Source organism: Kitasatospora sp. NBC_01250 (genome assembly GCF_036226465.1).
GTDB lineage: Bacteria > Actinomycetota > Actinomycetes > Streptomycetales > Streptomycetaceae > Kitasatospora.
Genome location: NZ_CP108476.1, coordinates 6,441,022 through 6,464,609 on the forward strand (window position 1 = coordinate 6,441,022; position 23,588 = coordinate 6,464,609).

At 68.8% G+C, this 23,588-nt stretch carries 21 protein-coding genes and 1 pseudogene; 11 read left to right on the forward strand and 11 right to left on the reverse strand.

The window, feature by feature from the left end:
* The first annotated feature begins 76 nt into the window (after positions 1-76).
* Positions 77-1,342 carry a PP2C family protein-serine/threonine phosphatase gene (locus OG500_RS27250; RefSeq protein ID WP_327069503.1) on the forward strand — a complete coding sequence of 422 codons (1,266 nt, stop codon included), beginning with the start codon at positions 77-79 and terminating at the stop codon, positions 1,340-1,342.
* Positions 1,343-1,345: 3 nt separating this feature from the next.
* Here the strand turns inward: OG500_RS27250 and OG500_RS27255 are convergent, their stop codons facing one another.
* Positions 1,346-1,534, reverse strand: a complete 189-nt coding sequence (locus OG500_RS27255; RefSeq protein WP_329583995.1) for a hypothetical protein — start codon at positions 1,532-1,534, stop codon at positions 1,346-1,348.
* Positions 1,535-1,593: 59 nt separating this feature from the next.
* Positions 1,594-3,000 (reverse strand): hypothetical protein, encoded by a 1,407-nt coding sequence (locus tag OG500_RS27260; RefSeq protein ID WP_329583997.1) that lies wholly within the window; start codon positions 2,998-3,000, stop codon positions 1,594-1,596.
* Between the two features lie 189 nt (positions 3,001-3,189).
* Here OG500_RS27260 and OG500_RS27265 point away from each other — a divergent pair, with 189 nt between their 5' ends.
* Entirely contained in the window at positions 3,190-4,152 is a 963-nt protein-coding gene (locus tag OG500_RS27265; protein WP_329583999.1) for a hypothetical protein, read from the forward strand.
* Between the two features lie 857 nt (positions 4,153-5,009).
* Here OG500_RS27265 and OG500_RS27270 read toward each other — a convergent pair.
* The 4 genes from OG500_RS27270 to OG500_RS27285 all read right to left on the reverse strand — a co-directional run bounded on the left by OG500_RS27270 (position 5,010) and on the right by OG500_RS27285 (position 8,629).
* On the reverse strand, positions 5,010-6,005 hold the full coding sequence (locus tag OG500_RS27270; RefSeq protein ID WP_329584001.1) for a helix-turn-helix transcriptional regulator: 996 nt from the start codon (positions 6,003-6,005) through the stop codon (positions 5,010-5,012).
* A gap of 175 nt (positions 6,006-6,180) precedes the next feature.
* On the reverse strand, positions 6,181-7,359 hold the full coding sequence (locus tag OG500_RS27275; protein ID WP_329584003.1) for a hypothetical protein: 1,179 nt from the start codon (positions 7,357-7,359) through the stop codon (positions 6,181-6,183).
* 113 nt (positions 7,360-7,472) lie between these two features.
* The gene (locus OG500_RS27280; RefSeq protein ID WP_329584005.1) at positions 7,473-7,718 is read right to left on the reverse strand and encodes a hypothetical protein; all 246 of its coding nucleotides are present in this window, start codon (positions 7,716-7,718) and stop codon (positions 7,473-7,475) included.
* A gap of 92 nt (positions 7,719-7,810) precedes the next feature.
* On the reverse strand, positions 7,811-8,629 hold the full coding sequence (locus OG500_RS27285) for a hypothetical protein (protein WP_329584007.1): 819 nt from the start codon (positions 8,627-8,629) through the stop codon (positions 7,811-7,813).
* A gap of 399 nt (positions 8,630-9,028) precedes the next feature.
* Here OG500_RS27285 and OG500_RS27290 point away from each other — a divergent pair, with 399 nt between their 5' ends.
* Positions 9,029-9,640, forward strand: a complete 612-nt coding sequence (locus OG500_RS27290) for a Crp/Fnr family transcriptional regulator (protein WP_329584009.1) — start codon at positions 9,029-9,031, stop codon at positions 9,638-9,640.
* Between the two features lie 31 nt (positions 9,641-9,671).
* Here OG500_RS27290 and OG500_RS27295 read toward each other — a convergent pair whose 3' ends face one another.
* Positions 9,672-9,947, reverse strand: coding sequence for a hypothetical protein (locus OG500_RS27295; RefSeq protein WP_329584011.1), 276 nt, complete (start codon positions 9,945-9,947; stop codon positions 9,672-9,674).
* Positions 9,948-10,152: 205 nt separating this feature from the next.
* Here OG500_RS27295 and OG500_RS27300 point away from each other — a divergent pair, with 205 nt between their 5' ends.
* The 5 genes from OG500_RS27300 to OG500_RS27320 all read left to right on the forward strand — a co-directional run bounded on the left by OG500_RS27300 (position 10,153) and on the right by OG500_RS27320 (position 16,539).
* Positions 10,153-11,577 carry a site-specific integrase gene (locus OG500_RS27300; RefSeq protein WP_329584013.1) on the forward strand — a complete coding sequence of 475 codons (1,425 nt, stop codon included), beginning with the start codon at positions 10,153-10,155 and terminating at the stop codon, positions 11,575-11,577.
* The gene (locus tag OG500_RS27305) at positions 11,577-13,277 is read left to right on the forward strand and encodes a hypothetical protein (protein WP_329584015.1); all 1,701 of its coding nucleotides are present in this window, start codon (positions 11,577-11,579) and stop codon (positions 13,275-13,277) included. Before OG500_RS27300 ends, OG500_RS27305 begins: the two co-directional genes overlap by 1 nt.
* The gene (locus OG500_RS27310) at positions 13,274-15,454 is read left to right on the forward strand and encodes a hypothetical protein (protein ID WP_329584017.1); all 2,181 of its coding nucleotides are present in this window, start codon (positions 13,274-13,276) and stop codon (positions 15,452-15,454) included. The genes OG500_RS27305 and OG500_RS27310 overlap by 4 nt, the downstream gene beginning before the upstream one ends.
* A 1-nt stretch (position 15,455) precedes the next feature.
* Positions 15,456-15,935 (forward strand): hypothetical protein, encoded by a 480-nt coding sequence (locus tag OG500_RS27315; RefSeq protein WP_329584018.1) that lies wholly within the window; start codon positions 15,456-15,458, stop codon positions 15,933-15,935.
* A 208-nt stretch (positions 15,936-16,143) separates the two neighbouring features.
* Entirely contained in the window at positions 16,144-16,539 is a 396-nt protein-coding gene (locus OG500_RS27320) for a hypothetical protein (protein WP_329584020.1), read from the forward strand.
* Positions 16,540-17,549: 1,010 nt separating this feature from the next.
* Here the strand turns inward: OG500_RS27320 and OG500_RS27325 are convergent.
* Together OG500_RS27325 and OG500_RS38230 are read right to left on the reverse strand one after the other, a co-directional pair.
* On the reverse strand, positions 17,550-18,029 hold the full coding sequence (locus OG500_RS27325) for a hypothetical protein (RefSeq protein ID WP_329584022.1): 480 nt from the start codon (positions 18,027-18,029) through the stop codon (positions 17,550-17,552).
* A 277-nt stretch (positions 18,030-18,306) separates the two neighbouring features.
* Positions 18,307-18,816 carry a transposase gene (locus OG500_RS38230; protein WP_442907067.1) on the reverse strand — a complete coding sequence of 170 codons (510 nt, stop codon included), beginning with the start codon at positions 18,814-18,816 and terminating at the stop codon, positions 18,307-18,309.
* A gap of 340 nt (positions 18,817-19,156) precedes the next feature.
* Here OG500_RS38230 and OG500_RS27330 point away from each other — a divergent pair.
* A pseudogene (locus tag OG500_RS27330) lies at positions 19,157-19,282 on the forward strand (DUF255 domain-containing protein); the annotation flags it as partial.
* A 33-nt stretch (positions 19,283-19,315) separates the two neighbouring features.
* Here OG500_RS27330 and OG500_RS27335 read toward each other — a convergent pair.
* Together OG500_RS27335 and OG500_RS27340 are read right to left on the reverse strand one after the other, a co-directional pair.
* Entirely contained in the window at positions 19,316-19,723 is a 408-nt protein-coding gene (locus OG500_RS27335) for a PIN domain-containing protein (protein WP_329584024.1), read from the reverse strand.
* Positions 19,720-19,992, reverse strand: a complete 273-nt coding sequence (locus tag OG500_RS27340; RefSeq protein ID WP_329584026.1) for a hypothetical protein — start codon at positions 19,990-19,992, stop codon at positions 19,720-19,722. Before OG500_RS27340 ends, OG500_RS27335 begins: the two co-directional genes overlap by 4 nt.
* A gap of 802 nt (positions 19,993-20,794) precedes the next feature.
* Here OG500_RS27340 and OG500_RS27345 point away from each other — a divergent pair.
* Positions 20,795-22,837, forward strand: a complete 2,043-nt coding sequence (locus OG500_RS27345) for an N-6 DNA methylase (RefSeq protein WP_329584028.1) — start codon at positions 20,795-20,797, stop codon at positions 22,835-22,837.
* Between the two features lie 266 nt (positions 22,838-23,103).
* Complete coding sequence (locus OG500_RS27350; RefSeq protein WP_329584029.1) at positions 23,104-23,505, forward strand: DUF4357 domain-containing protein; 402 nt, start codon at positions 23,104-23,106, stop codon at positions 23,503-23,505.
* Positions 23,506-23,588 lie beyond the last annotated feature (83 nt).

Sequence of the window (23,588 nt, forward strand, 5' to 3'; positions counted from 1 at the left end):
GGCCTCCGGTGCCGAAGCGGTGGGTGGGCGACCATGGAGGCTCACCCCTGTTCCCCAGCGGCCGAGGAGGTCTGCCGTGCCCGCGAGGTCCGCCGTGCCGCCGAAGGCCGCCGCTGTGCCGGCGAAGGCCGCCGCTGTGCCGCCGAAGGCCGCCGTCCCCGTGCGGCCCGGGACGCCCGCCAAGGGCGCCCGCTCCGAGGCCGCCGCGGCACGCGGCACCCTCGGCGCCCGGCTGCGCGCGAGCTTCGCAGGCCCCGCCGCCGCGGACCACGAGGCGGACCTGGCCCCGCACTGGGTGCGCTGGCTGCCCACCCTGCTGATCCTCATCGACCTGATCATCGAGGTCGCCTTTCCCCAGGCCACGGCGGCGGGCTTCCTGCTCACCGGGCTGCCCGTGCTGGTCGCCTTCGGCTTCGGCGCCCTGGCCACCGCCGCCTCCGGCATCGGCGCGCTGGTCCTCCAGCTGGCACTCGCGGCCCGGGCCGGCCACCTCTACGAGCACCACCACCTCTGGGTCTACCTCTCCACCCTGCTGGCCGCGCTGGCCGGGGTGATGCTCGCCCACCAGCGCATCCGGCAGGCCCGCCACCTGGTCCGGGCCCGCACCGTCAGCGAGGCGCTGCAGCGCACCGTGCTGCACCCGGTGCCCGAGCAGGTCGGCTCGCTGCGCACGGCCGGCCACTACCGGGCCGCGCAGGCCGAGGTGGCGATCGGCGGGGACCTGTACGAGCTGTGCGACACGCCCTTCGGCACCCGGGTCCTGCTCGGCGACGTGCGGGGCAAGGGCCTGGAGGCCGTAAGCACCGTGGCCGACCTGCTCGGCGCCTTCCGCGCCACCGCGCACGAGACCGCCGAACTGGCCGAACTCGCCGCCCTGCTGGACCGCCAGGTCCGCCGCGTCGCCGTGGAGCGCGAGGACGAGGAGCTCTTCGTCACCGCCGTCCTGCTGGAGCACCGTCCCGGCGCCGACTCGGTGCAGCTGATCAACCGCGGCCACCTGGACCCGGTGCTGCTGACCGGCGGCACCGTGCAGACCGTGCACTGCCGCCAGGACCTCCCGCTGGGCCTGGGCCACCTGCGCACCCAGCACCCCACCCCGCCCACCTCGGTCCCGCTCGCGGTCGGCCAGACCCTGCTGCTGCACACCGACGGCGTCACCGAGGCCCGCGACGAGGCCGGCACCTTCTACCCCCTCACCAAACGCCTCGCCACCCGCTTCGCCACCCGCAGTTGCGTCACCCCCGAACAGCTCGTCCTCTTCGTCGGCGCCGACGTCCAGGCCCACGGCGGCCCGGCCACCGACGACCTGGCCCTGCTGGCCCTGAGCCCGGTGGGGCGCTGATCCTCAGGCGAGCGTCCGGCTCCGCGGCGGTTGCGGATCGGGGCCGTCCCCGCGGCGCAGCTCCCGCCGCACCCGCCGCCAGGCCCGGATGACCTGCGGCAGTTTGGCCAGCACCTCACCGACCTGCGTCAGCAGGAGGGTGACGGCGCCGAACGCGGCGAGGATGGTCAGGGTCAGGTCGTCCCACTTCACGGCGGTGTATCGCTTTCTCTCTGGATGGTGGGGAGTGCGTCGGAGCCGGGTGCCGCCGGTCACTCGAGCACGCCTCGCACGCAGAGCCAGTCCAGGGCGGCCACGCCCAGCCGGTCGGGTGCTTCGAGCAGCGCGGCCTCGACCGCCGCGAGGTCGGCCAGCGCCTCGGGCGCTCCGGAGCGGTCCACGGCGGTCAGCCGAGCCAGCGCCTCGGTGACCCGATCGGGCCAGCGCTCCATCCCGAAGTGGGTGGGAGCCTTGAGCGCGGCTGACGCGGCGCGGTGCAGCAGCCCTGCCTGCCAGCCCTGCTCGCGGATGAGCTTCGAGGTGAACCAGACCCGGTCGTCGAGGTGCTGGACGAACTCCTCGGTGGGCTCCCCGCACCCGCGCAGCGTGAAGGACGAGCCACCGGCCCAGGGGAGTTGGAGGTCCGCGGCGACGGCCTGGAAGGCGAGCAGCGCCTCGGGGCCGTCCGTCCGCGCGGCGGTGAGGGCTTCCCGGGCGGTGCGGTACAGGTCGATGCTCTGCGCGAGGATCTCGCCGTCGCTCGGTCCGGCGGCGGCCGCGTGGATGGCGTCCAGCGGTCCGTCGCGCCACGTGTCGGCGACCAGGCCGACCGCTGCTGCGCTGATCAGGACCTCGGTGTCGGTGGGATCGATGCCGAAGTGCTCCAGTGCGGCGGTGAATTGCTCAGCCATCTCCGGAACTGGCCTGCCCTGGGCCGGGTCCGGAGGCAGGGTGCGCCACCGCGAGCGGATGGGGGCGGTGCCCGGGTGCTCGACGACGACTCCGTGCTCCGCCAGATCCTCGAACACGGCATCCGGCCCGCAGTCGATGTCCGAGCTGTCGTGGCGCCCGGAGCAGCCCTTCGGGCAGTCGAACTCCTCGCACATCTCGGGGGAGGGCGGTGTCGCTTCGTTGATCAGGTGGTAGGCCAGCCGGTCCACCACCGCCTCCCTGGCCGAGATCATCTCCAGGGAGAGCCGGAACCCGCTGTCGGACAGTTCCTCGTCGCGGGCCGCAGCGGAGGGCGGCGGCTCGGGGGCGTCATCGGTGGCCCAGGCGTAGGCGGACTCCAGCGATACCAGCAGCCAGGCGATCCGCAGCGGCTCGACACTCTCGTCGGTGGTGAGGCGGGCGACGGCTTCGGCGGCCTGGCGCACACTTTCGAGCTCGATCAGGTGGTGTTCGCGCACCTCGGCCCAGGCGGCGGCCTCCGCCCGGGCCTGCTCGGCGTCCTGGACCATGGCGGCATCCCGTGTCCGCCGCGCCCGGGCCACCAGCCGGCGAAGGCAGGGGTGGCAGCCGAAGAGCCCGGACGTCTCGGTCGGCCCGAGCGGGACGGGCACCCGGTCCCCGAACGGCTCGTCGCACAAGCAGCAGTCCAGGCAGCCCACTTGGCGACTGGTGGGCATGGTCGGCAGTGCCGCGCGGATTGTGTCGCGGGCGTAGGCAGGGATGTGCATCGGCGGGCAGCTCCTCGGGAAGGGGCGCAGACAATGACTGGCGCCGTCATCCATGCTCCCGGTCACCGCTGACTCCGAGTCACCGTCTGGCAAGAGACGGTCCGATCCTTGGTGAAATGTCCTGAAAAGTCCTTGAGTTTAAGATGTTGGCGAAGTCTGACACCTCTGCGAAAGGAAGACCTCAAAGCCGTGGCTACCGATTCGTCCTCTCAACTGCAAGAAACTCACCGCGAATTGGTCGAGGCGCTCCAGGAACTACAGCGGGCAGCTGGCTGGTTGAGTCCGCGAAAGGTGAGCGGACTCATCAAGGATCGGGATGATCTCCCGGACAAGGTCAGCCACGAGGGCGTACGGACCGCACTCAAGGGCCTTCGCGTGCCGCGCTGGGAGACCGTTCACTCGATCGTCGCGGTGCTCGCCGAGCGGTGCAGTCCGCCGCGCGATCCGCAGGCCGAAGTGGCCCGCTTCCTCCGGTTGTGGCGCACGATGCGTGACGGGGAGTCGGGGGCGCTGAAGTCGACGCAGGAGTTCATCCAGAGCGGCTGGGGCGGCGAGGACGGCCAGTGGACTGCCGAGCAGATCGCCGGAATCCTGATCAACCCGTACACCGCCATCGAGATCCACCCCTCGCTCGCGGGCCCGCACGAGCCCATGATCTCGGAGGACGACTGGGTCCGCGCGGGGGTGCGGCTGATCGAGGAGCACGGTGCGGAGTTCGCCCTGCGTGCCCTGCTGCGCACCCTGAAGGGCGATTACGTGGGCGCCGAGAGCGGTGCACCCTACGGCTACCAGGACCCGGACCACGAAACGGAGGAGGCGTTCGCGGTGTTCCGGTACGGCTGCGGCGAAATCCTCCGGCGCCTGCGGACCGAACCCAACCTGCTCCAGGACTCGATCCGCGCGATGCGCGCCGACGAGACCATGAGCCGCGAGGACCGGGTGGACATGCTGCGCTCGGAGTCGGACATGCCCCTGATGCGGGAGGTCATGGCCATCACCCCGGACACGTGGTACGAGGTCTCGGAGGAGGCGCACCACATGGTCTTCGGCTACCTCATCAAGGAGATCCGCCCCGTCGGCCGCCCCGGCCTCCCGCCGGCCGAACGCTTCCAGATCACCTGGCGCATCCCGGAGCCCCCGGCACGCTCCTAGAGATCGCACGCCGAGCCCCCGTCACCCTCCGTGGAGGACGCCGGGGGCCAGCTGTGCAGCGACTTTCCTACAGGTCGAAATAGAGCTCGAAGATGCCCCTGAACTGCAGAAATGGTGGGCTCGCAGAAGATCATTTCACGGTCGGTGCACACGTCTCTGCCTCGACCCACGAGATGCGTTGAGAAGCATCGAATGGTGACGAGGAGGTCGCGTTGGCTGCTCGCAGTGGGCCGGTACGCAGCACTCCAGATCTAGGCCGTGTCTCACAATTCCCGCCAGGCGCGCGACGCCGGGCATCCCGCCTGGACGCACCGGCGAATCATCCAAGTACGACCCAGTACGAGGACGCTTCGCCGGCACGCCCAGCCGGGCGCCCAACGCCGCGCGCTGATCCGACGGGAATTGTGAGACACGGCCTAGACCGACCTCAAGCTCCTCGGCGGCCCCTCACCCGCCGGGGCGCGATGGCTCGTTGTGCGCGAGCAGCCGCGAATCGGCGGACGGTTGCTGGCGCGCCGGGGCTCCGAGTACCTGCCTGATCAGGACGTCCCAAGTGGGGCCCGCTTCAACTTGACTGCCTATCACAAGCGGACGCAGACCGTGCTGGCCCGGATGGGCGGGTCCGGCGCGGTCTGGGGTCTGCCCGCAGGCCTTGTCGAGGTCACTGGTGTGGACGAGCGGGTCGGGACGGCTCTGCACGATGTCGCGCATGGCCGGCCGTATGCGGCATTCGCGCTATGAGCATCCGGAGGGCCTGAGCGTGTGGCACGCACCCAGCTGCGCCTCATCGCCCCGTTCGCCGACTGAGCCGCTACTGGAAGCCGGCCAGTACTCGATCCGGGCTTGGCGAGAGGCGCTCATTGCGTGGCGCCCCTCGCGTGGAGAGCGCCGTTCTCGATGTCGTCGGCATGGACGATAGTGTCCGGGATGTCCGTGAAGTGCATGAGGGCCCTGACGGAGACCTTGTAGCTGCGGCCTGCCCTCGCCACTGGAAGAGGGAACTGTCCCGCCCGGATCAGCCGGTACGCGGTGGACTCCGGGAGCCCGATCACGCCAGCTGCCTCCCGGAGCCCGATGAACGACGGGTAGAGGTCCGAGGCGTAGTAGTAGAGGTTGCTGTTGGAGAACCGCGATCGGGACAGACCCGAGGCCTTGACCGCCTGGCTGATCGACCCCGATCGGCGGCCAGCGCGCATGTCCTCGTGGAAGTCTTGCACGGCGTCGAAGCAGCCCAGTCCGTGGAGAAGCGCTCCGAGCCGCTCGCCCCTGATCTGCTCTGCGACCTCCGCACTACGGATACGGCCGACGTCGATGATCGAGGACGCCCGCATGGAGTGGTCGACGACGGGCACCGCTGGTGGGGCGAAGACATCGAGCTGGTCCGTCATGAGCTCCGGTGAGCCAGTCTTCCCCCGCTGGAAGGCGACCTCGAAGGCTGACTTCACGATGCGATCCCTCACGAGGCGTGGCGGAACGCCCGCAGCAGTGGCGGCCCAGACCTCCAGCGCGGCCACCACCATCGCCGAGCGGATCTCCTCGAGCTCGACCCGGAAGTCCCGGGCGATCCGGGTGGAGAGCGAACGGAAACAGGGGACGATGCAGTCGAGGATGACCAGCCGCCAGGTGTCGTCACCGTCCAGGTCGCATAGCCTGCCCATGGCGATCAAGGACTCCCAGAGCCGGGAACTCGGAGCGGAGCGGACCCCCGCCAGGATTGCCTCGGCGCGGAACTTCGGATAGGTGGGGTGCCGCTTGATGTCGCAGTCCTTGACGTTCCCCACGTGCACGCAGACCGGGCCGTCCCCGAAGATCTTCCGGGTGCTTGACTCGATCTGGTGGAAGATGCCTGACATGCTGCGTGCCTCAATCCATGGTTGTCGCCCATCGCCGGATTTCGACATCCGGTCCTCGGGTGTCCGATCTGATTCATGAGAAGAGTGGAGAGAACCGCAGAGGGCCAGCCCTTTGCCGACGGGGCCGCAGTGAACGGCGGTCGCTGTCCTCGAGCGTTCGTGGTCGAGTCCGTGCTCAGGTCACCAGCCGCTTGGCCCGCTGGTCCCATGCCTCCAGTACAGTCATCGCCTCGCTGAGTCGTGCCACCGCGATGGCGATGTCCCCGGCCGGGCCCCGGAGTTCGCGATGCACGGCGATCATCACGTCCATGATGGTCCGGAACATGGCGAGCGTCTCGGCGCCCTGGCGGGCGGCAGCGGAGATGTCGACGAGCTGGCTCAGGAACCCCCGATCATCGGCGCTCCAACGAACGGGCGGAACCCTCTCGAAGAGGTCCAGCGCGGCCTGCACGATGGTGTCGATGCCGGCCATGCGCTCGGTGAACCGCTGCGCCGACTCCCTCAGCTCGGCGGCCGGTCCGGTGAGCGCGGCCGACAGCCTTTTGGTAAAAGCGAGTTGCGTGCTCATTGGACTTCCGTACCGGGCTGCATGCCGCATGTCGGGGCCGAACTGCTCGGCTGCTGCGGCGATTTCGGTGACCAGCGCGATGATCGCCGCGATGTGGCCAGACGTCTCCTCCAAATCCGGTGCCAGCTCCGTGAATCGCTCCACCAGGCCGAGAGGATCGCCCTCCGAGGGGTCCGCATTCCCGGCCGGGTCGCCGGACGGCGGCCTCTCGGCGTCAGGCCTGGCCGCGCCATGGAGGACGTGGGCGGGGATGAGCGGGTTGAAGCCCTCACGCAGCATCAGAGAGAGCGCCTCGGTCAGCTTGTCCCTGGCCTTGGCCATCCCGGCGGGTGAGCTCCTGAAGGTGATGGTGCGGAACGGTGCGATATCAAACGGCAGTTTGCCAGTCTCCCCGATGTGGATAACCGGCTTGCCCGTGGAGTGCCGCAGGCCCAGCCCGTACATGACATCCGGATTGCCGCCGCTCACGTCGGCGATCACCAGATCGGCTGCCAGCAGTTGCCGACAGACCTGCTCGGTGATCTCGCCGGTTCGGGAGATCTGATCGGACCGCACCGGTCCGATGCCGAGGCGGGCACAGGCCGGCTCCACGATCGTCTCGAAGATCAACAGCGCGCTCGCGCGAGCCTTTCGGGCGGGTGAGTCGATCTCGGTGCGCGGCTCCGCGGCCGGGCTGATGACGAAACAGCTCTGCGACTGGTCCGCCGCGCGAATCCCGGGATCGGTGAACGGTCCGAGCCCTGTCGGTTGCGCGAGTGCGAGGGCGGACGAGGTGCCGGCGGTCATACGAAGTCCTCCAATGAGTCTGGGTGTGAGGCACTGTCATGGCCGTTCGGGGCGATGCACGGTCCCCGGGCCAGCGCCACCACAGGTGACGCCGGGGACGCGGGGGACCGCCTTCACGGGTCGGTGTCTTCTGGGGAGTCGGGTGGTGCAGTGCCAGGGCCGATCGGGTCGACCAGCCGCCGCCACTGCGCACGCAGCTCGTGGAACAACTCTTGGAGGCCGACGGCGAGGCCGTGCGCCGCGTGGGAGGTGCGACGTTCGCAGGAGTGCGGCGGATCGCACTGGCATGGGAGCTGGAAGGTGATAGTGACGTTGCCCGTCAGGCCGTACACGGTCATGCCTTGCTGGACGGATTGCACCAGCTGCTGGTAGTGGCCGGTCGGGACGGAGTCCGGCGGGTGGTCGGCTGTCGTGGCAGCCGGGCCCGGGGGCGGGGTGGCAGGAGGTGCTGTCACTGGCGCTGTCCCTCGCGGTCCGTCGTAGTGGTGAACGAGAGGGTCACGTCCCCGGTGGAGCTGTGTGCCAACGCCACTCCCTGGCCCACGTCCTGAACCGTGTTCGTCCGCATCCGGGCCCCGGGAGCCCGGGCGGGATCCTCGCCTGCTGGGAGCAGGCTCGTCATCGCCGCCTCGGGCGGTGCACAGGGCGGGGTCGGCGGGAGGGTGAGCAGGCCGCCGGACGGGGCGGGTACGTAGATCCAGGCCGGTGCGTGAAACGTCTTGCCCGGCACGGTAGCGGTGATCTTGACGAACCGGTCCGGGTGCAGCGCACAGTACCCGGCGACCACGACGTCCTGGTACACGCGGTCCGAGACGATCGCCCCCAGGTGGGTCGCGTCCGGACTCGCCTCTGCCATGGCCCACTTGAGCATGCCGGCATCCACCAATCGGTGGGCCTCGTTGCGGGCCGTGCCGTAACCGTCGCTCGGCCCGCCCTCGGCAGGCAGCGGGCCGCACGCGATGGCGGCCCGCAGCCGCAACTGCCGACTGCCGGGCGTGGTGTTGTGGCGGGCGAGGCCCGCCTGAAGCTCGGGGAGGAACTGGTCCAGCAGCCCCGGAAGGTGCTTCGGCGAGCACCCGAAGACGAACCCGTCGCCGTTGTCGCGGAGAAACAGCTTGTTCTCCCGGACCGACTCAAGGCCGGCGCGGGAGAGCGCCTCGTCGGTCAATTCGCCGATCACCGTGGCGAATTCGGCCTGGATTGAACCCGGCTGCTGGGTGAACGCCTCTTGGTCCAGAACGACGACGCCGCGGTGGTCGGGCAGCGGCACGCCCAGGAACGTGCGGTCGCCGTGGGCAGGGTGGTTGGTCATCGAGCCTCCTGAGCGCGTGCTGTCCCGGCCAGCAGTGGAGCCGGTCCGGCCGTCCGTTCTCGTCCTTCACGAGTGTGGGGCGGTGAGGGGCCGTGGCTTGGTGCCGTTGGCAGTACGGCGCGGGATCGAGGAGTGCTACGCGCGCGGTGAGAAGAGGTGAGGCTCGCCCGGAAGAGAGCCCGGAAGAGTAGCACCGGAGAGTGAAATCAGTCCGAAGATCCGTCAACACCCTTCGAATCAACGGGTCATGGGTAGGAGTGTCATATCTTGCTGGGCATGTACGACAGTGGGAATGGACGTCGCGCCCTCCCGGAGGGCACAACCTTTCGGAGCCTGATGGGTGGTTGGTGGAAGGAAATGACCGACGGATGGCGGTCCAAGGTGCTCGAACCAGGCGATCCGTTGATCCGCCAGGGCTCCCTCTCGAACGAGGTCTTCGTGGTGCAGCACGGCGCCCTCAGGATCGAGCGGTGGGAGGACGATCGCGACCAGCCGGCGGTGCTGGCTTTCCGGGCCAGCGATGACCTGGTCGGGGAGACGCCCATGATCGAGCCGGAAGCACCGAGGACAGCCCAGGTCGTTGCGCACACACGGGTGGTAGTACTGGTCGGGCAAGCTGAACGCCTCAACCGTTTTCTGGCACTCAAGAAGGCTGAGCGTCTGCTGACCAAGTACCTCGCCCACCGAGCGTACGAGATGTCAGTGGTCCAGGGGCGCGGGGACGCGGAAGTCCGGCTGGCCACCCTGGTGCGGCCGCTCGTCCGCGACGAACTCCGTAAGACCGGCAGCCGGACCGGTCAGGTGGTACTGAAGGTCAGCCGGGATCATCTGGCTCAGGGGCTCCAGCTAGGGCACCGCAGGGCCCGGGGACTGCTGGACGACCTCTGGATCGGGCGCTTCCACAGCAAGGGGATGCTGACAATCGACCTGGCACGGTGGGCGGAGCGCGTGTCCGGACTGCGCGGCTGACTCACACGCCTTGACCTGACCGGGCTGCCGATCAGCCTGAGGCGACGAAGGCGGCGCACGCCTCGAACCCGTGGTGCCAGGCCTGGTCCATCAGGTAGGCGCCGTTCAACCCGCCGTCCGCGAGGTCGACGAAGCGGCCGCCCTTGGTGGCACGGGCTAGTCGGCGCAGTATCTCGCGACGGTCGGCCGCGAAGTGGCTGGCGGCAGAGAGGAGAAGCGCGACCGCGATGCGGGAGGGCCGCAGCCCGAGCACGAGGGCCCGGTTCGCGAACAGCAGGGCAGCGGCCTGCGTCGCCGTGTAGGACACCACGTGGGCGGTACAGGCCCGGCGGCCGGCTGCTCCGGACTGCCCTGGTACACCGTCCCGCTGAGCTTTGGTGGCGGCCTGGTGGTCGGTCTGGATCCAGTTTGTTGCTGCTTTCTTGGCGTGTCTCACATTCCTCAGCTCCCGTTGGATGGGCGTGGGGTTAGCAGTTGATGAGGGTCGTGTCGCGGGCCTACCGTCCCGCCGTGTGTTGGTGCACTACTTCTCTGCCGAGGGCTGGCAGTCCTGGGGGCTTGGCGGTCAGCCGCTGATCCCTGAGCGGATGCCGGTACTTCTCGATGACGACTTCGCGTTCGAGGACGAGGACGGTCCGCGGGCGACGCGGGCGGTGAACGCGTGGCTGCGGACGCTGCCGTCGAGCGGGGCCCCTTCGCCGAACTCGTGGCGGGCGTACGCGCTGGCGGCTCGGGACTGGCTGGTTCACCTGCGACGACACCGTGTCGAGGTGTTCGGCGCCCGGGAGGACCTGGTCGCCGCTCTCGGCACGTACGCGGACCGTCGGCTGTCGGGACCGCTGAACGAACGGCTGGACTCCTCGTCCTGGGAGCTGCAGATCACCGCGCTCAGCCGGTTCTACAGCTGGGCCGGCAGCGAGGGGCTGGCGACAGCGGTGCCCTTCACGGTGGCCGTCGGCAAGCGGATGGTGCAGGGCCGGCTGGTGGAGACCGAACGGAACCAGGCTCGGATGCGAAGGCCGAAGCCGCATGTGACGGTGCAGTACCTGGAGGCGGACTTCGCTGATCTCTTCCGCTACGGCCTGGCCGGCCTGGGCCCGGACGGGTTGGAGGACGCGACGTTCCGCGGACGCTTCCCAGGCCGGAACGCGGCGATGGGCGGCCTGGTGCTGGGCACCGGGATGCGGAGCCGGGAGTTCACCTACCTGCTGGTCCACGAGGTTCCGCCGCTGCCCGCTGAGCCAACCGAGGTGCCGATCCCCTGGGCGGTTCCGCAGCTGGGAGCCAAGGGCCGCAAGTTCCGCACGACGTGGATCGACTACCCCGCACCGGCGGCGGTGCACTCCTACGCCGCTCTCGACCGGGAGATGTCGCGCGGCTCGTGGAGGCCGAAGAACCCGCTGGTCGCGGAGGACGCGGACTTCTACGGCGGCCGGATCAACGGCCGACGAACGACCTGGTCGGCCCTTCGGCCGGAGGAACGCCTGCGGCTGGTCGGCCCGGAAGGCGGCTCCCTGCTGCTGGCACTGAGCTACGACGGCCGGCCCTTCGTGGACTGGGGAACGCTGTTCCGCCGAACGGCCCGCCGAATCCGCGGCCGCTTCGAGCCGCGGTTCCCGGACGTCGCCCCGCACCGGTGCCGGCACACCTTCGCGATGGCCACGCTGGAGAAGCTGGTGGAGGGCCACTACCGGCAGGCCGCCCAACTCGCGGCAGCCACCGGCGATGCCTCGGGCTTGGCGCTCTACCTGTTGAAAGCCGATCCTCTGTTGATCCTGCGCGACCTGCTCGGGCACTCCAGCGTGGTCACCACGGAGGTCTACCTCAAGCGGCTGGACGTGCACCGGATCTACCGCGCGGCCTGGGAGAACGCTCACGGGGCCATCACCCCGGCCGTGCTCGCCGAGGCCGACTCCGAGTTCGAGGAGGACTTCTGATGCCGGCCGAAGTGATCGACGAGCCGCTCGCGCTGAAAGTGTCCCTTCCCGGCGAAGAGCCGTGCGTGATCGAGATCGGTGACCTGCCGAACGCCCGGCTGGCCGCCGACCTGGCCGAAGGCCTCGCTGCCTCGGTCCACCCCCACGGGCCGCTCAGCAAGCGGACCACGGTCCTGAGCTTCCTCTACTCCCTGCGGCGGATGGTCCGTGAACTGGCCGAGGACGGCTTCCAGGGTTCCGCCGCCGAGCTGACCCGGGCGATGCTCGGCTCCTTCTGGCTGCGCTCGCACTACCTGGTCGAATACCGCACCCGCACAATCCTGCGGGCCCTCGACCAGCATCACCAACTGCTCGACGAGCCGGTCCGGCAGATGGTGTTCGGCACCAACTACACACGCCCTGTGGTCAACGGTCCGCTGCAGCCCTACGAGCCGGCCGAGTGGAACCGGGTCATCGACCTCTGCAAACGCGAGGTACGCCGCCTCGACAACGTGCACCAAGCCATGGTCGCGCTCGCCGAGAGCGGGCAGGACCCGGCGGTCGGCGGCTGGAACGAGGCGAACGGGGCCTGGCTGCTGCTGCGGACCGGTCCGGTCCGGTCGGCTGTGGTTGCCGAGCACATGGGCCTGACGGAGCAGGAGTTCAAGGGAAGGTATCGCGGCATCCGCCGTGTCCGCGACGCGCTGTTCCCTTCCCACGACCAGGCGGTTCCCTACGTGCTGCTGCTGGCAGCGTGGACCGGCATCGTCCCGGACGGACTGACCGGCCTGGAGGTCTCCGGCATCCGGTGGGCCGGACGGCAGGCGACCCTCCTCTCCTACACCAAGGGCCGCACCGCCGACGAGAGCCTGGTGCTCCCGGCCCGGGCATCGCGGCTGCTGGAGCGATGGCAGGCGCACAGCGCGCTGCTGCGCGGGCGCGTCCCGGCCGAACTGGCCGTGCACTTCTGGCTGGTGACCTTGCAGGGTCTGCCGGGACGGGCCACCTTCGCCAACCACGTGCTGCGCAAGTGGGTCAAGGACCACGACCTGCACTCCGAAGCTGGAGCGCCGCTCTGGATCGACCGGCGACGGTTGAGAACGACCTTCATCGCCGAGCGCGGCCAGCGCCAGTGGTCGCTGCGGGCCACGATCGACCCGAACCACTCCCCGCAGGTCGAGGGAGACCACTACCTGGCAGCCTCGACCCCGGCTCAGAAGGCCGTCGTCGGAGAGATCGCCCGGGACGCGCAGGGCGACCTGCTGCGGCGCGCGAGCACGCCCGTGGTCGTCGACGAGGCCGTTACCGCCGCCCGCCTGCCGGAGGAAGTGCGGCGCCTGGGCCTGGACGAAGGCGTGCTCGCCGAACTGCTCTCGGGCGAGAGGGACGTGTTCAGCGGGGCCTGCTCCGACCAGCTCGCCGGGCTGCACGGCCCGAAAGGCAAGCCGTGCCCGGCCCGGCCATGGGTCTGCCTGCTCTGCCCGCTGGCGCTGTTCGCCCCACGTCACCTGCCCAACCTGCTCCGGCTGAAGGCCTACTTCGCCCGACAGTTCCGTCAGATGCCGCACGAGCAGTTCGCCGCGACCCTCGCCCCGTACGCCCGCCGGCTCTCCGCCGAGATCCTGCCGCGCTTCGAGAAAGCCGCCATCGAGGCCGCTCACGGCGAGGTCCACGACGATGACGCGGAACTGCCGCTGCGAGCCGAGGAGATGACATCGTGAGTGCCCTCCCCGTCCCGGCCGGGCAGCCCCGCAGGTCGGTGTTCGCCGGGGCGGACATCGCGACCACCGCCCGGCTCTCCTGGCTCGACGGCCACCCCCGGCCCCGCTTCGAGGACGACGTGTGGTCGCTCACCGGCTGGGCCGACGCCCCGGTCCAGATGTCGCTGGCGGAGAAGACCTGGCCGTTCGAGCGCATCCTCCATTCGGGCTGGCGCGTGGTCGCCAAGGAGCTCGCCCTCGCTTGGGTCGCCAGCCAGGACGAACGCGTGCTCGCCGTGCCGCAGGCCCGCCGCGTCCCGCGTCACCCCCGGACGGTCCAGGCCCGGCTCTACCACCTCACCTTCTGGCTGAACTGGCTGGCCGAACGCCGGGTCAGCTCGCTCGCCGCCGTCACCCAGGACCACTGCGAGGCCTTCCTGCGCGAGTACGGCGTCGTGCGGGACAAGGAGACCGGCGCAGTCCTGCGGGACAAGCTCGGGAGCTCGCTGCGGTCGGTGGTGTCGGGGATGCAGGACATCGCCGACTACGGCGAGCTGCTGTCCGCCGACCGCCACCGGCCCGGGTTCCGCCCCTGGGGAGACAGGACGCCCGGGCAGGTCACCGGTGCCCCGACACGCCCTCATATCGTGATCAAGACCGCGCCGCTGGACGACACCGTCCTCGGCCCGCTGCTGACCGCGTGCCTGCACCTGGTCGACGTGCTCGGCCCCCACATCGTTGGCCTGCGGGCCGCACTGCGGGCCGAGCGCCTGGCCCGCCAGCAGATCGAATGGAACCGGAACCTCAACGACGCCGGCCTGCTCGCCTCGCTCGTCGAGGAGCACCTGCGGGCCGCCGAGCCGCTGCCCAAGATCGAGACGTGGCAGGTGGCCAAGCGCCTGCGGCGCGGATGGGACCGCCACGACCCGTTGCTGGACTTCAACTTCCAGCACCTGCTGCGGCCGATCGGGCACCGGGACGTCGGCAAGCGCCTCCTGGCCAGGGCCCGGCCGATGCTGGAGGAGGCGGTCGCCGAAGTCGGCACCGAGTACGTGTGGTGCCGCAACGGAGTTGAGGTCCCTCGCGCGGACACCGGCGAGATGGTCCCGTGGTCGCTCCCCCTGTCCCATATTTTCGCCGACTCGCTGGTCCGGGTCGCCGGCCACGCCTGCGTGGTCGCCACCTCGGCGCTGACCGGGATGCGCTCCAGCGAGCTGATGGAGCTGGTCGTCGGCTGCCGCCGCACGGACCGCGACGACGACACCGGCCTGGCCCGCCACCGCCTCGTTGGCAAGGTCATCAAGGCCCGCCGCTGGGGAGGCGAGCCCGACGAGTGGGTCGTCATCGAGGAGGTCGTCCGCGTCATCGCCCTGGCAGAGCAGCTCACCGACGCCGAGCCCGGGCAGCTTCTGTTCGGCCACTTCAACGGCTTCGAGGGCAGAGGGCCGATGACCTGGCTGCGGAAGTGGGTCGCCTCGCCGGCCGGACAGCGGCTCGGCCTGGAACCGATCCCGGAGGTGGCGGTGCACCCCCGACGTCTGCGGCGGACGCTGTCCGTGGAGATGGCGGCCCGCCCAGGAGGCCTCTTCGCCACCAAGGTCCACTTCAAGCACCTCTCCGTGGCCACCAGCGAGGGATACGCAGGCCGCCCCGGAGGCGCCCAGGCCGTCTTCCACCACGAGTGGAAGACGGCGGAGGCGAAGGAGAAGCTCAACCGGACCGTCGAGTCCTTCCGCCAGTACCAAGAAGGCCAGCTCCCGGCCGGCCCCGGGGCCGACGCCCTGCTGGCCACCTTCCGCTCCGTCGAGAACGAGCTCGAGCAGCACGATCCGGGCCCGGCGAAGGTGGTCACCGACCGCCAAGTCGAACTGCTGTTGAAGCGGAAGGCCTCGGCGCTGCACCTCTCCGCGGCGAACTACTGCTGGTTCGAAGACCCGGCGAAGGCGTTGTGCCTCAAGCTCGCCGGCACCAAGACCGCAGCGGCCCCGCTGACCGGGCTGTGCGACAGCAGCCGCTGTCCGCAGGCCACTCATCACCTCATCCACCGTCCCGTCTGGCAGGCCGCCGCGACCAATGGCGCCGAGCTGCTGGCCAGCCCCCGCGTCCCGGCCGGGGAGAAGAGCCGGCTGCGGGCCGAGCTCGACCGCTCGAAGCGGATCCTCGAAGAGATCGACAAGGCATCCGGAAAGGCCGAATGAGATGGCGCTCAGTCAGGACCAGCGCGACCAGATCGAGCGGCGGATCCGGGCGGCCATCGACCGTCTGCTGGCCGGGCAGATTCCTGCCGGCGGGGCCTGCGACGTCAAGACGCTCGCCCGCGAAGCCGGCATCTCCCGCGCCTCCCTCTACCGGACCTGGGGCCACCTCAAGGACGAGTTCGAGAAACGGCGGGCGGCCGCCCAGGCAGCTGGCCAGCAGCCCGATCCGCGTGAGGCCCGCATCGCCCGGTTGCGCGATCTGAACCAGCGGCTCACCGGCAAACTCGCCCGCACCCACACGGAGTTCAACCAGCTCAAGGAACGCCACCGAATGCTGCTGTCCGCCCTCGCGGCCAAGGACGACGAGCTCCAGCGCCTCCGCCGCGAGCGAAGTACGTTCAGCGGTGAACTCGCCACCCTGGCAACCGACATGGAGCAAGGGGACGATGCCGGGAGCGTCATCCCCCTGCCCCGCCGCTGAGCGCCTATGTCCTTCAGGGCGTGGTGGCCTAGCGAGTGGCATTCGAAGCACCCGGAGTGTGGATCACGCACATGCAGACGCTGGCGGCGGGTGAGCATGAGCGAGCGGAACTTGGGTAGTCACCACTCCGTCGACAGCCACAACGCCGATGTGCCATCAATTCTGTCGAGCGATCCGGGAGGTGAGCCTCATGGCCAGGTGGACTTGCGTGGGGATCTACCCCCCTTGGGGCCAGCTCGATGCGAGCGTGCTCAGTCAACGCCATCACACACACTTCAATCCCTATGGGAAGTCGTTCACGACCTTCGAGACCGCCAGCGAGGCCATCATCGACCTGCGGGGCTGGCTGTTAGACGTTGGCGGGCGGGTGCACTATCAAACGGACAGCCTGCCGCGGTTCCCACTAGGTGAGTTCGTCATTTGGTTCGATGATCATCGAACCTGGATGGTTTTCACGGTGCGCGAGGGGGCGTCCTCGGTTCAGAGTGCTGCTCTAGCGACCTATCAGCTCTGGCAGCACCGGGCACGGGAGGTCTGGATGAAGGACTCGCTTAGCCGTAAGAAGCGGCACAACGACAGGATGGCACTCTGGCAACCGAAGTAAGCAAGAGAGGCCCGGCCGAAGGTGGCCGGGCCTCTCTTGCTCACGGGCCGGACTGTGAGGCGACGACGGTGTCCGTGCCGTCTTCCGCTCCGGGGTCGTCCGTGCGGACCGCTGGTCAGAGACTGCATTCCAAGGGAGGCAGCATGGAAAAGTGGACCTGGCTTCAGGTTCCGAGCCCCTGGGAGGCCAGGGAGCGTGGGCCAAGGGACTTCTCGCAAGATTTCACTGACGGCTCCTACGGTGCCGAGCACTTCAGAACGTTCGACACCGCCAGCCAGGCGAGCTCTGATCTGCGCACCTTTTTGCTAGGCGAGGGCGACGGCCAGTGGCCAAACTTTGCGGCTTGCGCGGCGCTCTTGACCAGCGATGTCACGGGCGGTGAGTTCATGCTGTGGAGCGACATGGAGCCACCCCGGGCATGGCTAGTATTCCGAGTGCCCGACGGTGCACATCCAGCCGCGGTCGGGGCGGCTATGCACAAGCAATGGAAGGCGCAAGCTCGTGACGAATTCATGAAGTCGTCATTCGTCTACCGAAGGGGAGAGCTCCAGGGCTATCGCCCTGGTGTTTGGACTCCCGCCAGGCGTCGCCCTTCTCCGCCAACAGCTCCCGGCAGGCGTAGTGCTTCTCCGCCAACAAGCGGAGGATGCGCGACCGCCCTCGTGCTGATCATCTGCGCAATCGTGTTCCTGCTCTCTTGAGAACCTTGCTCTCAAGCCCTCGGGCCGACGGGCTCGGTAGCCTGGGTATCAGGTGGGCCCCAGGGCAAGTAGGTGGCCACCAACTTGAGAACGATCAAGGCCGAGTCGGTCCGCCGACCGAGTTCGCCAGCCTCCGGGTGAGAGGTCTCCCTGGAGACCGCCCCGTACTTCGTGTCCCACCCCGACACTCCGGTCGTCGAACGGTCGGAGTGACCGTTCGACGAGCACTTCCACGAATCCCTCATTTCGGACATTCGCGGGTTGACCTGTGGCTTCGGGGATTGGAAACAGGTAGTCATCTAGCGGAAATCACAAGCGGGTGATCAGGAGCGCGGAGACAAGCAGAGCCAAGGCGTGCAGAGCTTGATCAGCCAAGTACATCCCATTGAGCCCGGCCGTCCGCAGGCTGGCGAAGTCCGGCGAGCCGGTGTGCTGCAGCAGCCATCGCACCGGCCAACGCCGGTCCAGCACAGCATGGCTGGCCGCCGACCATGCAAAGCCGGCGGCCAGCCCGGTCACGGACAGCGGGATCGGGATGAACAGCCATACCAGGGCGAGAAGCGCGGCCATGACGAGGTGGTACTGGCCAACATGGGCCAGGCAGGCCATCCAACCCCGGCGCGGACTCACCCCGGCGGACACATCATCGGCGCTCGGCGCACCCTTGTTCGCGGCCTGGTGATCGCTCTGGCCGAGTACGTGGTCCGCGACGTTGTGACCAACAGCCAGCACAGCCCAGACGGAACCGAACGTCGCCAAGGTGGCGAGCTGATCGATCGACGTCGTCATGCCGTCACCCCCGAGAGTGCATTCCGAGGCGCACTGTCGACGCCCGCTAACCGAGACACCCGAACGGAATCTCGGGCGGACCGCGCTCGGCGAATGCCCCTCGAAAGCGAGACGCAGAGGAAGGTGGACACGGCCTTTGCCGCGTTAACCCAGTGGTCGGCCACGTCCGCGGAGGCTCTGAACAGCGCGTAGACAGCGGCGAACCGGGTGGCGCGATGGACGGTGTTCGTGGTCACAAGTGCTCCGGGTGCTTGGGTGCTGCTTTGGCAGCCGATGGTCAGGGATGGCGACCGCTTCTGTCCGAAGAGCCGCACAGAGGAAGGGCCGCCGCCCCGGCAAGAGGATGCTGTTGGCGAAGCGTTGCCAGGATGCTGGTGCGCGGTCGGGCGTGGGGAGTGTCGGTGGGCCAGGCGTCGATGTGGATGAGGCCGATCGCCGCTCCGGTGCGTTGGTGCTGGGGGCTTGTCTTCGGCATGGCTCGGTAACGGGCGCTGCGTAGGTCGCAGGCCCTGACCGCTTGGGAGGTTGTTCCCTCGACACCAGCGCGGATCTTGTACCGGGCCTTCCACCCGTCGCTCTGCTGGAGCTCGCGGGCGTGCTGGCGGACTTCGTACTCCTCGCGGGGACGCAGGTTGATCTCCCAGCACTTGGCTCTGGGTGAGTTGACGCACTCCCGCAGCGCAGGGCCGGGCCGGCAGTCGGCCCGGGAGAACCGGACCCGAATGGTCGGCACTCCGGCCCTGGAACGCGCTGGTGCCACTGGGTGCTGGTCACCCCGTTCGGGCACGTAACGCGCTGATTGTCACAGCCGATGATGAAGGCGCCCTGCGCGTATGTGGTGCGAGTGTGTGGAACGGTCGCCGGCCTCATCGGGCCGTGTAGAGCCACGTGGTGGTCTCGGCGCGCAGTGACCACGGCGTTGGCGTTGGCATGCCGGCGGTCACCCCGTGCCGCCGGGCAGCAGGTCCCGCTCCGCCAGGCAGGCGTAGACGGCAGTAACCATCTGATCGTCCGTCATCGTGGCGATGGCGGTGGTCACGTTCGTGATGGGAACCACTGAATGTGCTGCGCTAGCTGTGCCAACCCGCACTGTGGAGCGACACTGGACAGCAGCCAGGGGAGCTTCGGTGCTCTTCCAGCACGCTGACAACAGGGTCGACTGGTGGCCCTGGGGCCCGGAGGCTTTCGAGGAGGCCGAGCGGCACGGGGTGCCGGTGCTGCTGTCCGTCGGCGATGCCGTTTGCCACTGGTGCCAGTGAACTCACAAACCCAGTAGTCCGCGGGCATCACAGCTCTCTGATGATCACGCGGCTTCCGCAGAGCTTCGACCAGTCGTCGCGGTCGGAGGTCAGCACGATCACAGGGGTTGGGGCCCGTAGTGCGAGCGCGGCGACGAGAGCGTCGATGGCGTACTTGTGCCCGTGCAGCCCGCCGGCGTCCCGGAGCAGCGCCACCGCGGTCAGGGAGTCCTCCTGGCTGACTGGCTCCACCCGCAGCCGGGAGAGCACCCATTTCAAGCGCGCCGGGTCGGTCTTTCCCTGTGCTGCTTCGACGATGGTGAGCACAGACACGAGGACAGGTACTCCGACCTGCCGGGATGCCTCGATGCGAGCCGCCATCGTGCGGTCGTTAAGCAGGAGCAGGGAGAGCGCCTCGGAGTCGAGTACCAGCGACCGGGCCGGCTGCTCCTTCACGCAGCGCCCCGTTCGACCGTACCGGCGTTCTGGTCGCCGAACAGCTCACGACGAGCGGCTTCGATCTCCTGCTCCGTGAGCACGCCGTGTTCCTCTTCGTGCGACGCGACGATCTCGGCGAGCCCGTCCATGGCGAGCTGGTGCCGGACTGCCTCGGTGACGTAGCTAGACAGCCCGCGGCGACCGGTTCGAGAGCGGAGCTCACTGACCAGCTCGGTGGGCATGGACACGGAGATGTTCTCGGTGGTCCCGGCTCGGAGTGGCTTCATGGTTGCAGTATAAGACACTTTCTATTACATGACGGAGACTTTCCGTGCTTCGCGTCCTGTTTCGCGTGGCGGAGGTGCTTTCCGCCGAGAAGCAGGTCCAATTGGGTTGGCAGGCGCAGCGTCCAGCCTCTGTGCTCGAGCAGTAGCTCGACGTCCCTGTCGCTGTCCGTTCGATCCGCCAGTGGAGGCCGATTCCTGACTTCGCTTACTGCCGGAGCCGTCGCCCCGTCGCCCCGTTGGCTGTCGATCGTCCAGCGGTGCCTCCTCTAGCCGCACATCGAAGCGGAGTCGCGTCGGTGCTCCGGTCCGGGGTGCCCCAGGCTCCTGCGGGCAGGGAGTCTCCAATCCCATTGGTGTGATCTGAGTCACACGCAAGCTTCGTTGACGTGCTGTCGCCGCAGGAGCTGTCGCGTTGATCGGTGGCCGGAGCTGGCGGTTACCTCGTGGGGATACTGCGCAGCAACGCTGCGCAGAGCTCCGCAGACCGCGCCGGGGGCCTCTTGCTCGTTCGCCGCTCCCCTCTATGTATGACGGCTTGCTTCGCTAATGTGGGAACCGCGCCAACCTGCCGGGGTTTGTCAGCTGCCTCCTGGCATGGTCAGGCTAATTGCGCAGTGATACTGCGCATATGATCCGTTGAGGGGAGCCGAGCGCAATGAGGGCGTTCATCGAACTGCTGGGTAAGGCGATGCAGAGCACGGGGGCGACGTTGCGACTGTGCCTGCTGATCACGGTCACCGCCGGGGCGTACTTCATCAGCCAGGTGAAGTAGCAGGAGAAGGATTTCGAGGGAGAGCATTCGATGATCGCAGAAGCGGCAAATCCGGCAGCAGAGCTCGCCGAGCGGTTGTGGCGGGCGTATGCGCCCTACCGGCGCGGCCGCGGTACGGTCGGTGACCTCGACGCGATGCTGGCGATCCTGGTGCTGGCCGCCTTTGCGGAGGCGGGAGGCCGGCCCGAGGGCGATTTCGTGAAGCGGTGGAAACGCGCTTCGGCGGAGGCCGCAGCCGGTTTCTCTCCGGTGGCCGAACTTCGGGGGGCTCTGCAGGACGCGGCCAGGCATCCGGGTTTTCCGCTGCCATGGTCGGCCGACCTCGACCTCGGGAGTGGACCGGACGATGCCGCCTGGATGACGGCTTTCGTCGCGGCGTTGGACCGGGGCCCCGGCTTCGGAGAAGTCGCGGTGGCTGAGGTCTGTGAGCTGCTGCTCCAACGGCATGCCGCTGAAGGGGCATTGCCTGGAGGGGAGTTCTACACGCCGCGCGGGGTCGCCGATCTGCTCGTCGATCTGGCCGACCCTCGTCCGGGAGACCGGATCATGGATCCGGCCTGTGGTACCGGCAGCGTGCTTGCGGCCGCTGCTCGGTACCTGGCCGGGCGGGGGCCGGTCGGCGACAACTCGTTCGAGGCGTACGCGGCGGATCGGAGCAACGTGCGCCCGGCGATGTTGAACCTGGCCCTGCACGGGGTGAGCGTGCCGCAGGTGGAACTGGCGGATCCGGCGACGCTGTTGCGGGACCGGAGCCTGGGCCGTGCCGACCGGGTGCTGAGCAATCCGCCGTTCAATCAGCGCATCGACGGGTGGGAGCACCGGCAGTTCATCTCGCCACCGGAGTCGAGCGCCAACTTCGCCTGGTTGCAGCTTGCCTGGTCCCAGCTCAAGGAAGGGGGGATCGCGGCGGTTGTGATGCCTGCGCGGGCGGCTTGGGCGGGAGGAGCGGAGGCGCGGATCCGCCGTGAGATGGTCGCCCTGGGCGCGGTTCTCGCGGTCATCGCGCTGCCGGCGCACCTCTTCGCGGGTACCAATATCGCCGTGCACGTCTGGGTACTCGGCCGGGGCCGCCGGTCCCGGCCGGCGCAGCGTAGCGACTCCGTGATCCTCGTCGATGCTCGCAGCGTGGGGGGCCAGCCGTCGGAGCGGCCCCGCGTGCTGTCGGGTGAGGACGTCGATCGCATCGCAGACTGCTTCCGACTCTGGCTCGGAACCTCGGAGGAGGTGGACGAGCCGGGTTTCGCCCGAGCGGTTTCCTATGCCGAGCTCATCGAGAACACAGGAAATTTGGATCCGCGGACCTACCTCCGGACGGAGAGCGGGCCGAGCGGGGCTGCAGACCTGAGCGCCATGCTGGCCGATTTCGAGCGGCGCAACCGAGAGGCATCGGAGCTCGGAGCGGAACTGGCGCAGATCGCCGGCGCACAGGATCAACTGGCGCAGGACGGCATCCGATGCCAGAGCCTGCTGCTGAAGGACGTGGTGAGCGGCGACTCGACGGCCGGTGGGCGTCCTGTGCGGCTGCTCGCGGGGCCTTCGGGAAGCCGGGTCCGGGCCCAGGACTACGTGGGGGTCGGCGGGGTCCCCGTTGTGATGCCGAAGGACATCTCGGACGTCGGCTTCATCGTGGACGGCATCAAGTGCATCTCCGAGCAGCATGCCGAACGGCTTGACCGCTTCCGGTTGAATATCGGGGACATCGTGGTAGCGCGCCGTGGCGATCTCGGACGATGCGCCGTGGTCGGAGAAGAACAGCAGGGATGGGTCTGCGGCACCGGCTGTTTCGTGATCAGTCCTCCCGGCACCGTCGACTCTCACTACTTGGCGGCGTTCCTGCGCAGCCCTGGGGCTCGGGAGTGGCTCGACGCGCACTCGACCGGGAGCCTGGCCCTGCGCACCATCTCTCTCGAGGTGCTCGGGATGCTGCCCGTCGTCCTTCCCGATCTCGACACCCAGCGGTCCATCGGTGAAGCCATGGCGAGCTTCGATGCCCATGAGCGGCGGTTGCTGGACCAGCTGGCAACGACGCGGGACATCCGCAGCAAAGCGCTGAACAGCTTCCTGGCGAGATGAAGGCAGCCGCAGCGCCGATCGCGGGGGATGCGGCACGCGGCGCTGCTCCGAATGCCTCCCGGGTGGCCGCTGAGGCGTCTGCAGGTCCTGCGTCCTGTCGGCGCCTCACTGCCAACCGTGTCCGCAGGGGACCCGGTCGGAACCCAACACCCAGACTTCTCCTTAACTGCTGGATGGCAGAGTTGACTCAAGCGGCTTGTGCTGCTTAAAGTCGAAGGCAAGTCAAGGCATCCCGTCGGGGGAGGCCGCCTACGTCAGGGGCGCGCATGGCCACGCTTAGCATCCACTTCGACCCCGCTGTCATCGCCCGACTCGTAAGTGCGAGCGGTGACGTCACCGTCCACGTCACCCTGTCCCTCGGTGAAGCGACTGGCTTCGCGCAGGTCGCTCCGGTCATTCCCCAGGGGCCCCTGGCTGGGTTGATGCGCGCCGACCTGCTCGAACCGGGGACTGTCCTCACGTTCCGTCAGCGCCGCGCCAACAGGTCGGGCCGCGCCGTTGTCACCGCCGATGGTCAGCTCGTCGTCGACGGGCACTCCTCTCCCTTTCCCTCGCCGTCGAAGGCCGCAGAGGCCGTGACTGGCAACATCATCAACGGCTGGACCCTCTGGCGGACGCCCGACGGTTCCACGTTGGATCAGCTGCGACAGAAGCTGGACGCCGAGTAGCCGACCCATGCGGCCCCGACCGAGGGCGTCGCGTCCGTCCGTGAACCAGGCCGTTTGCCTGTGCCCGCCGCCAAGGCGTCCCG

What these genes read in the sequence shown, in the direction of transcription:
- OG500_RS27260 (WP_329583997.1), bottom strand. Translation starts at nt 3,000, where the DNA reads ATGCACATCCCTGCCTACGCCCGCGACACAATCCGCGCGGCACTGCCG.
- OG500_RS27270 (WP_329584001.1), bottom strand. Translation starts at nt 6,005, where the DNA reads ATGTCAGGCATCTTCCACCAGATCGAGTCAAGCACCCGGAAGATCTTC.
- OG500_RS27275 (WP_329584003.1), bottom strand. Translation starts at nt 7,359, where the DNA reads ATGACCGCCGGCACCTCGTCCGCCCTCGCACTCGCGCAACCGACAGGG.
- OG500_RS27290 (WP_329584009.1), top strand. Translation starts at nt 9,029, where the DNA reads ATGACCGACGGATGGCGGTCCAAGGTGCTCGAACCAGGCGATCCGTTG.
- OG500_RS27305 (WP_329584015.1), top strand. Translation starts at nt 11,577, where the DNA reads ATGCCGGCCGAAGTGATCGACGAGCCGCTCGCGCTGAAAGTGTCCCTT.
- OG500_RS27315 (WP_329584018.1), top strand. Translation starts at nt 15,456, where the DNA reads ATGGCGCTCAGTCAGGACCAGCGCGACCAGATCGAGCGGCGGATCCGG.
- OG500_RS27325 (WP_329584022.1), bottom strand. Translation starts at nt 18,029, where the DNA reads ATGACGACGTCGATCGATCAGCTCGCCACCTTGGCGACGTTCGGTTCC.
- OG500_RS27340 (WP_329584026.1), bottom strand. Translation starts at nt 19,992, where the DNA reads ATGAAGCCACTCCGAGCCGGGACCACCGAGAACATCTCCGTGTCCATG.
- OG500_RS27345 (WP_329584028.1), top strand. Translation starts at nt 20,795, where the DNA reads ATGATCGCAGAAGCGGCAAATCCGGCAGCAGAGCTCGCCGAGCGGTTG.
- OG500_RS27350 (WP_329584029.1), top strand. Translation starts at nt 23,104, where the DNA reads ATGGCCACGCTTAGCATCCACTTCGACCCCGCTGTCATCGCCCGACTC.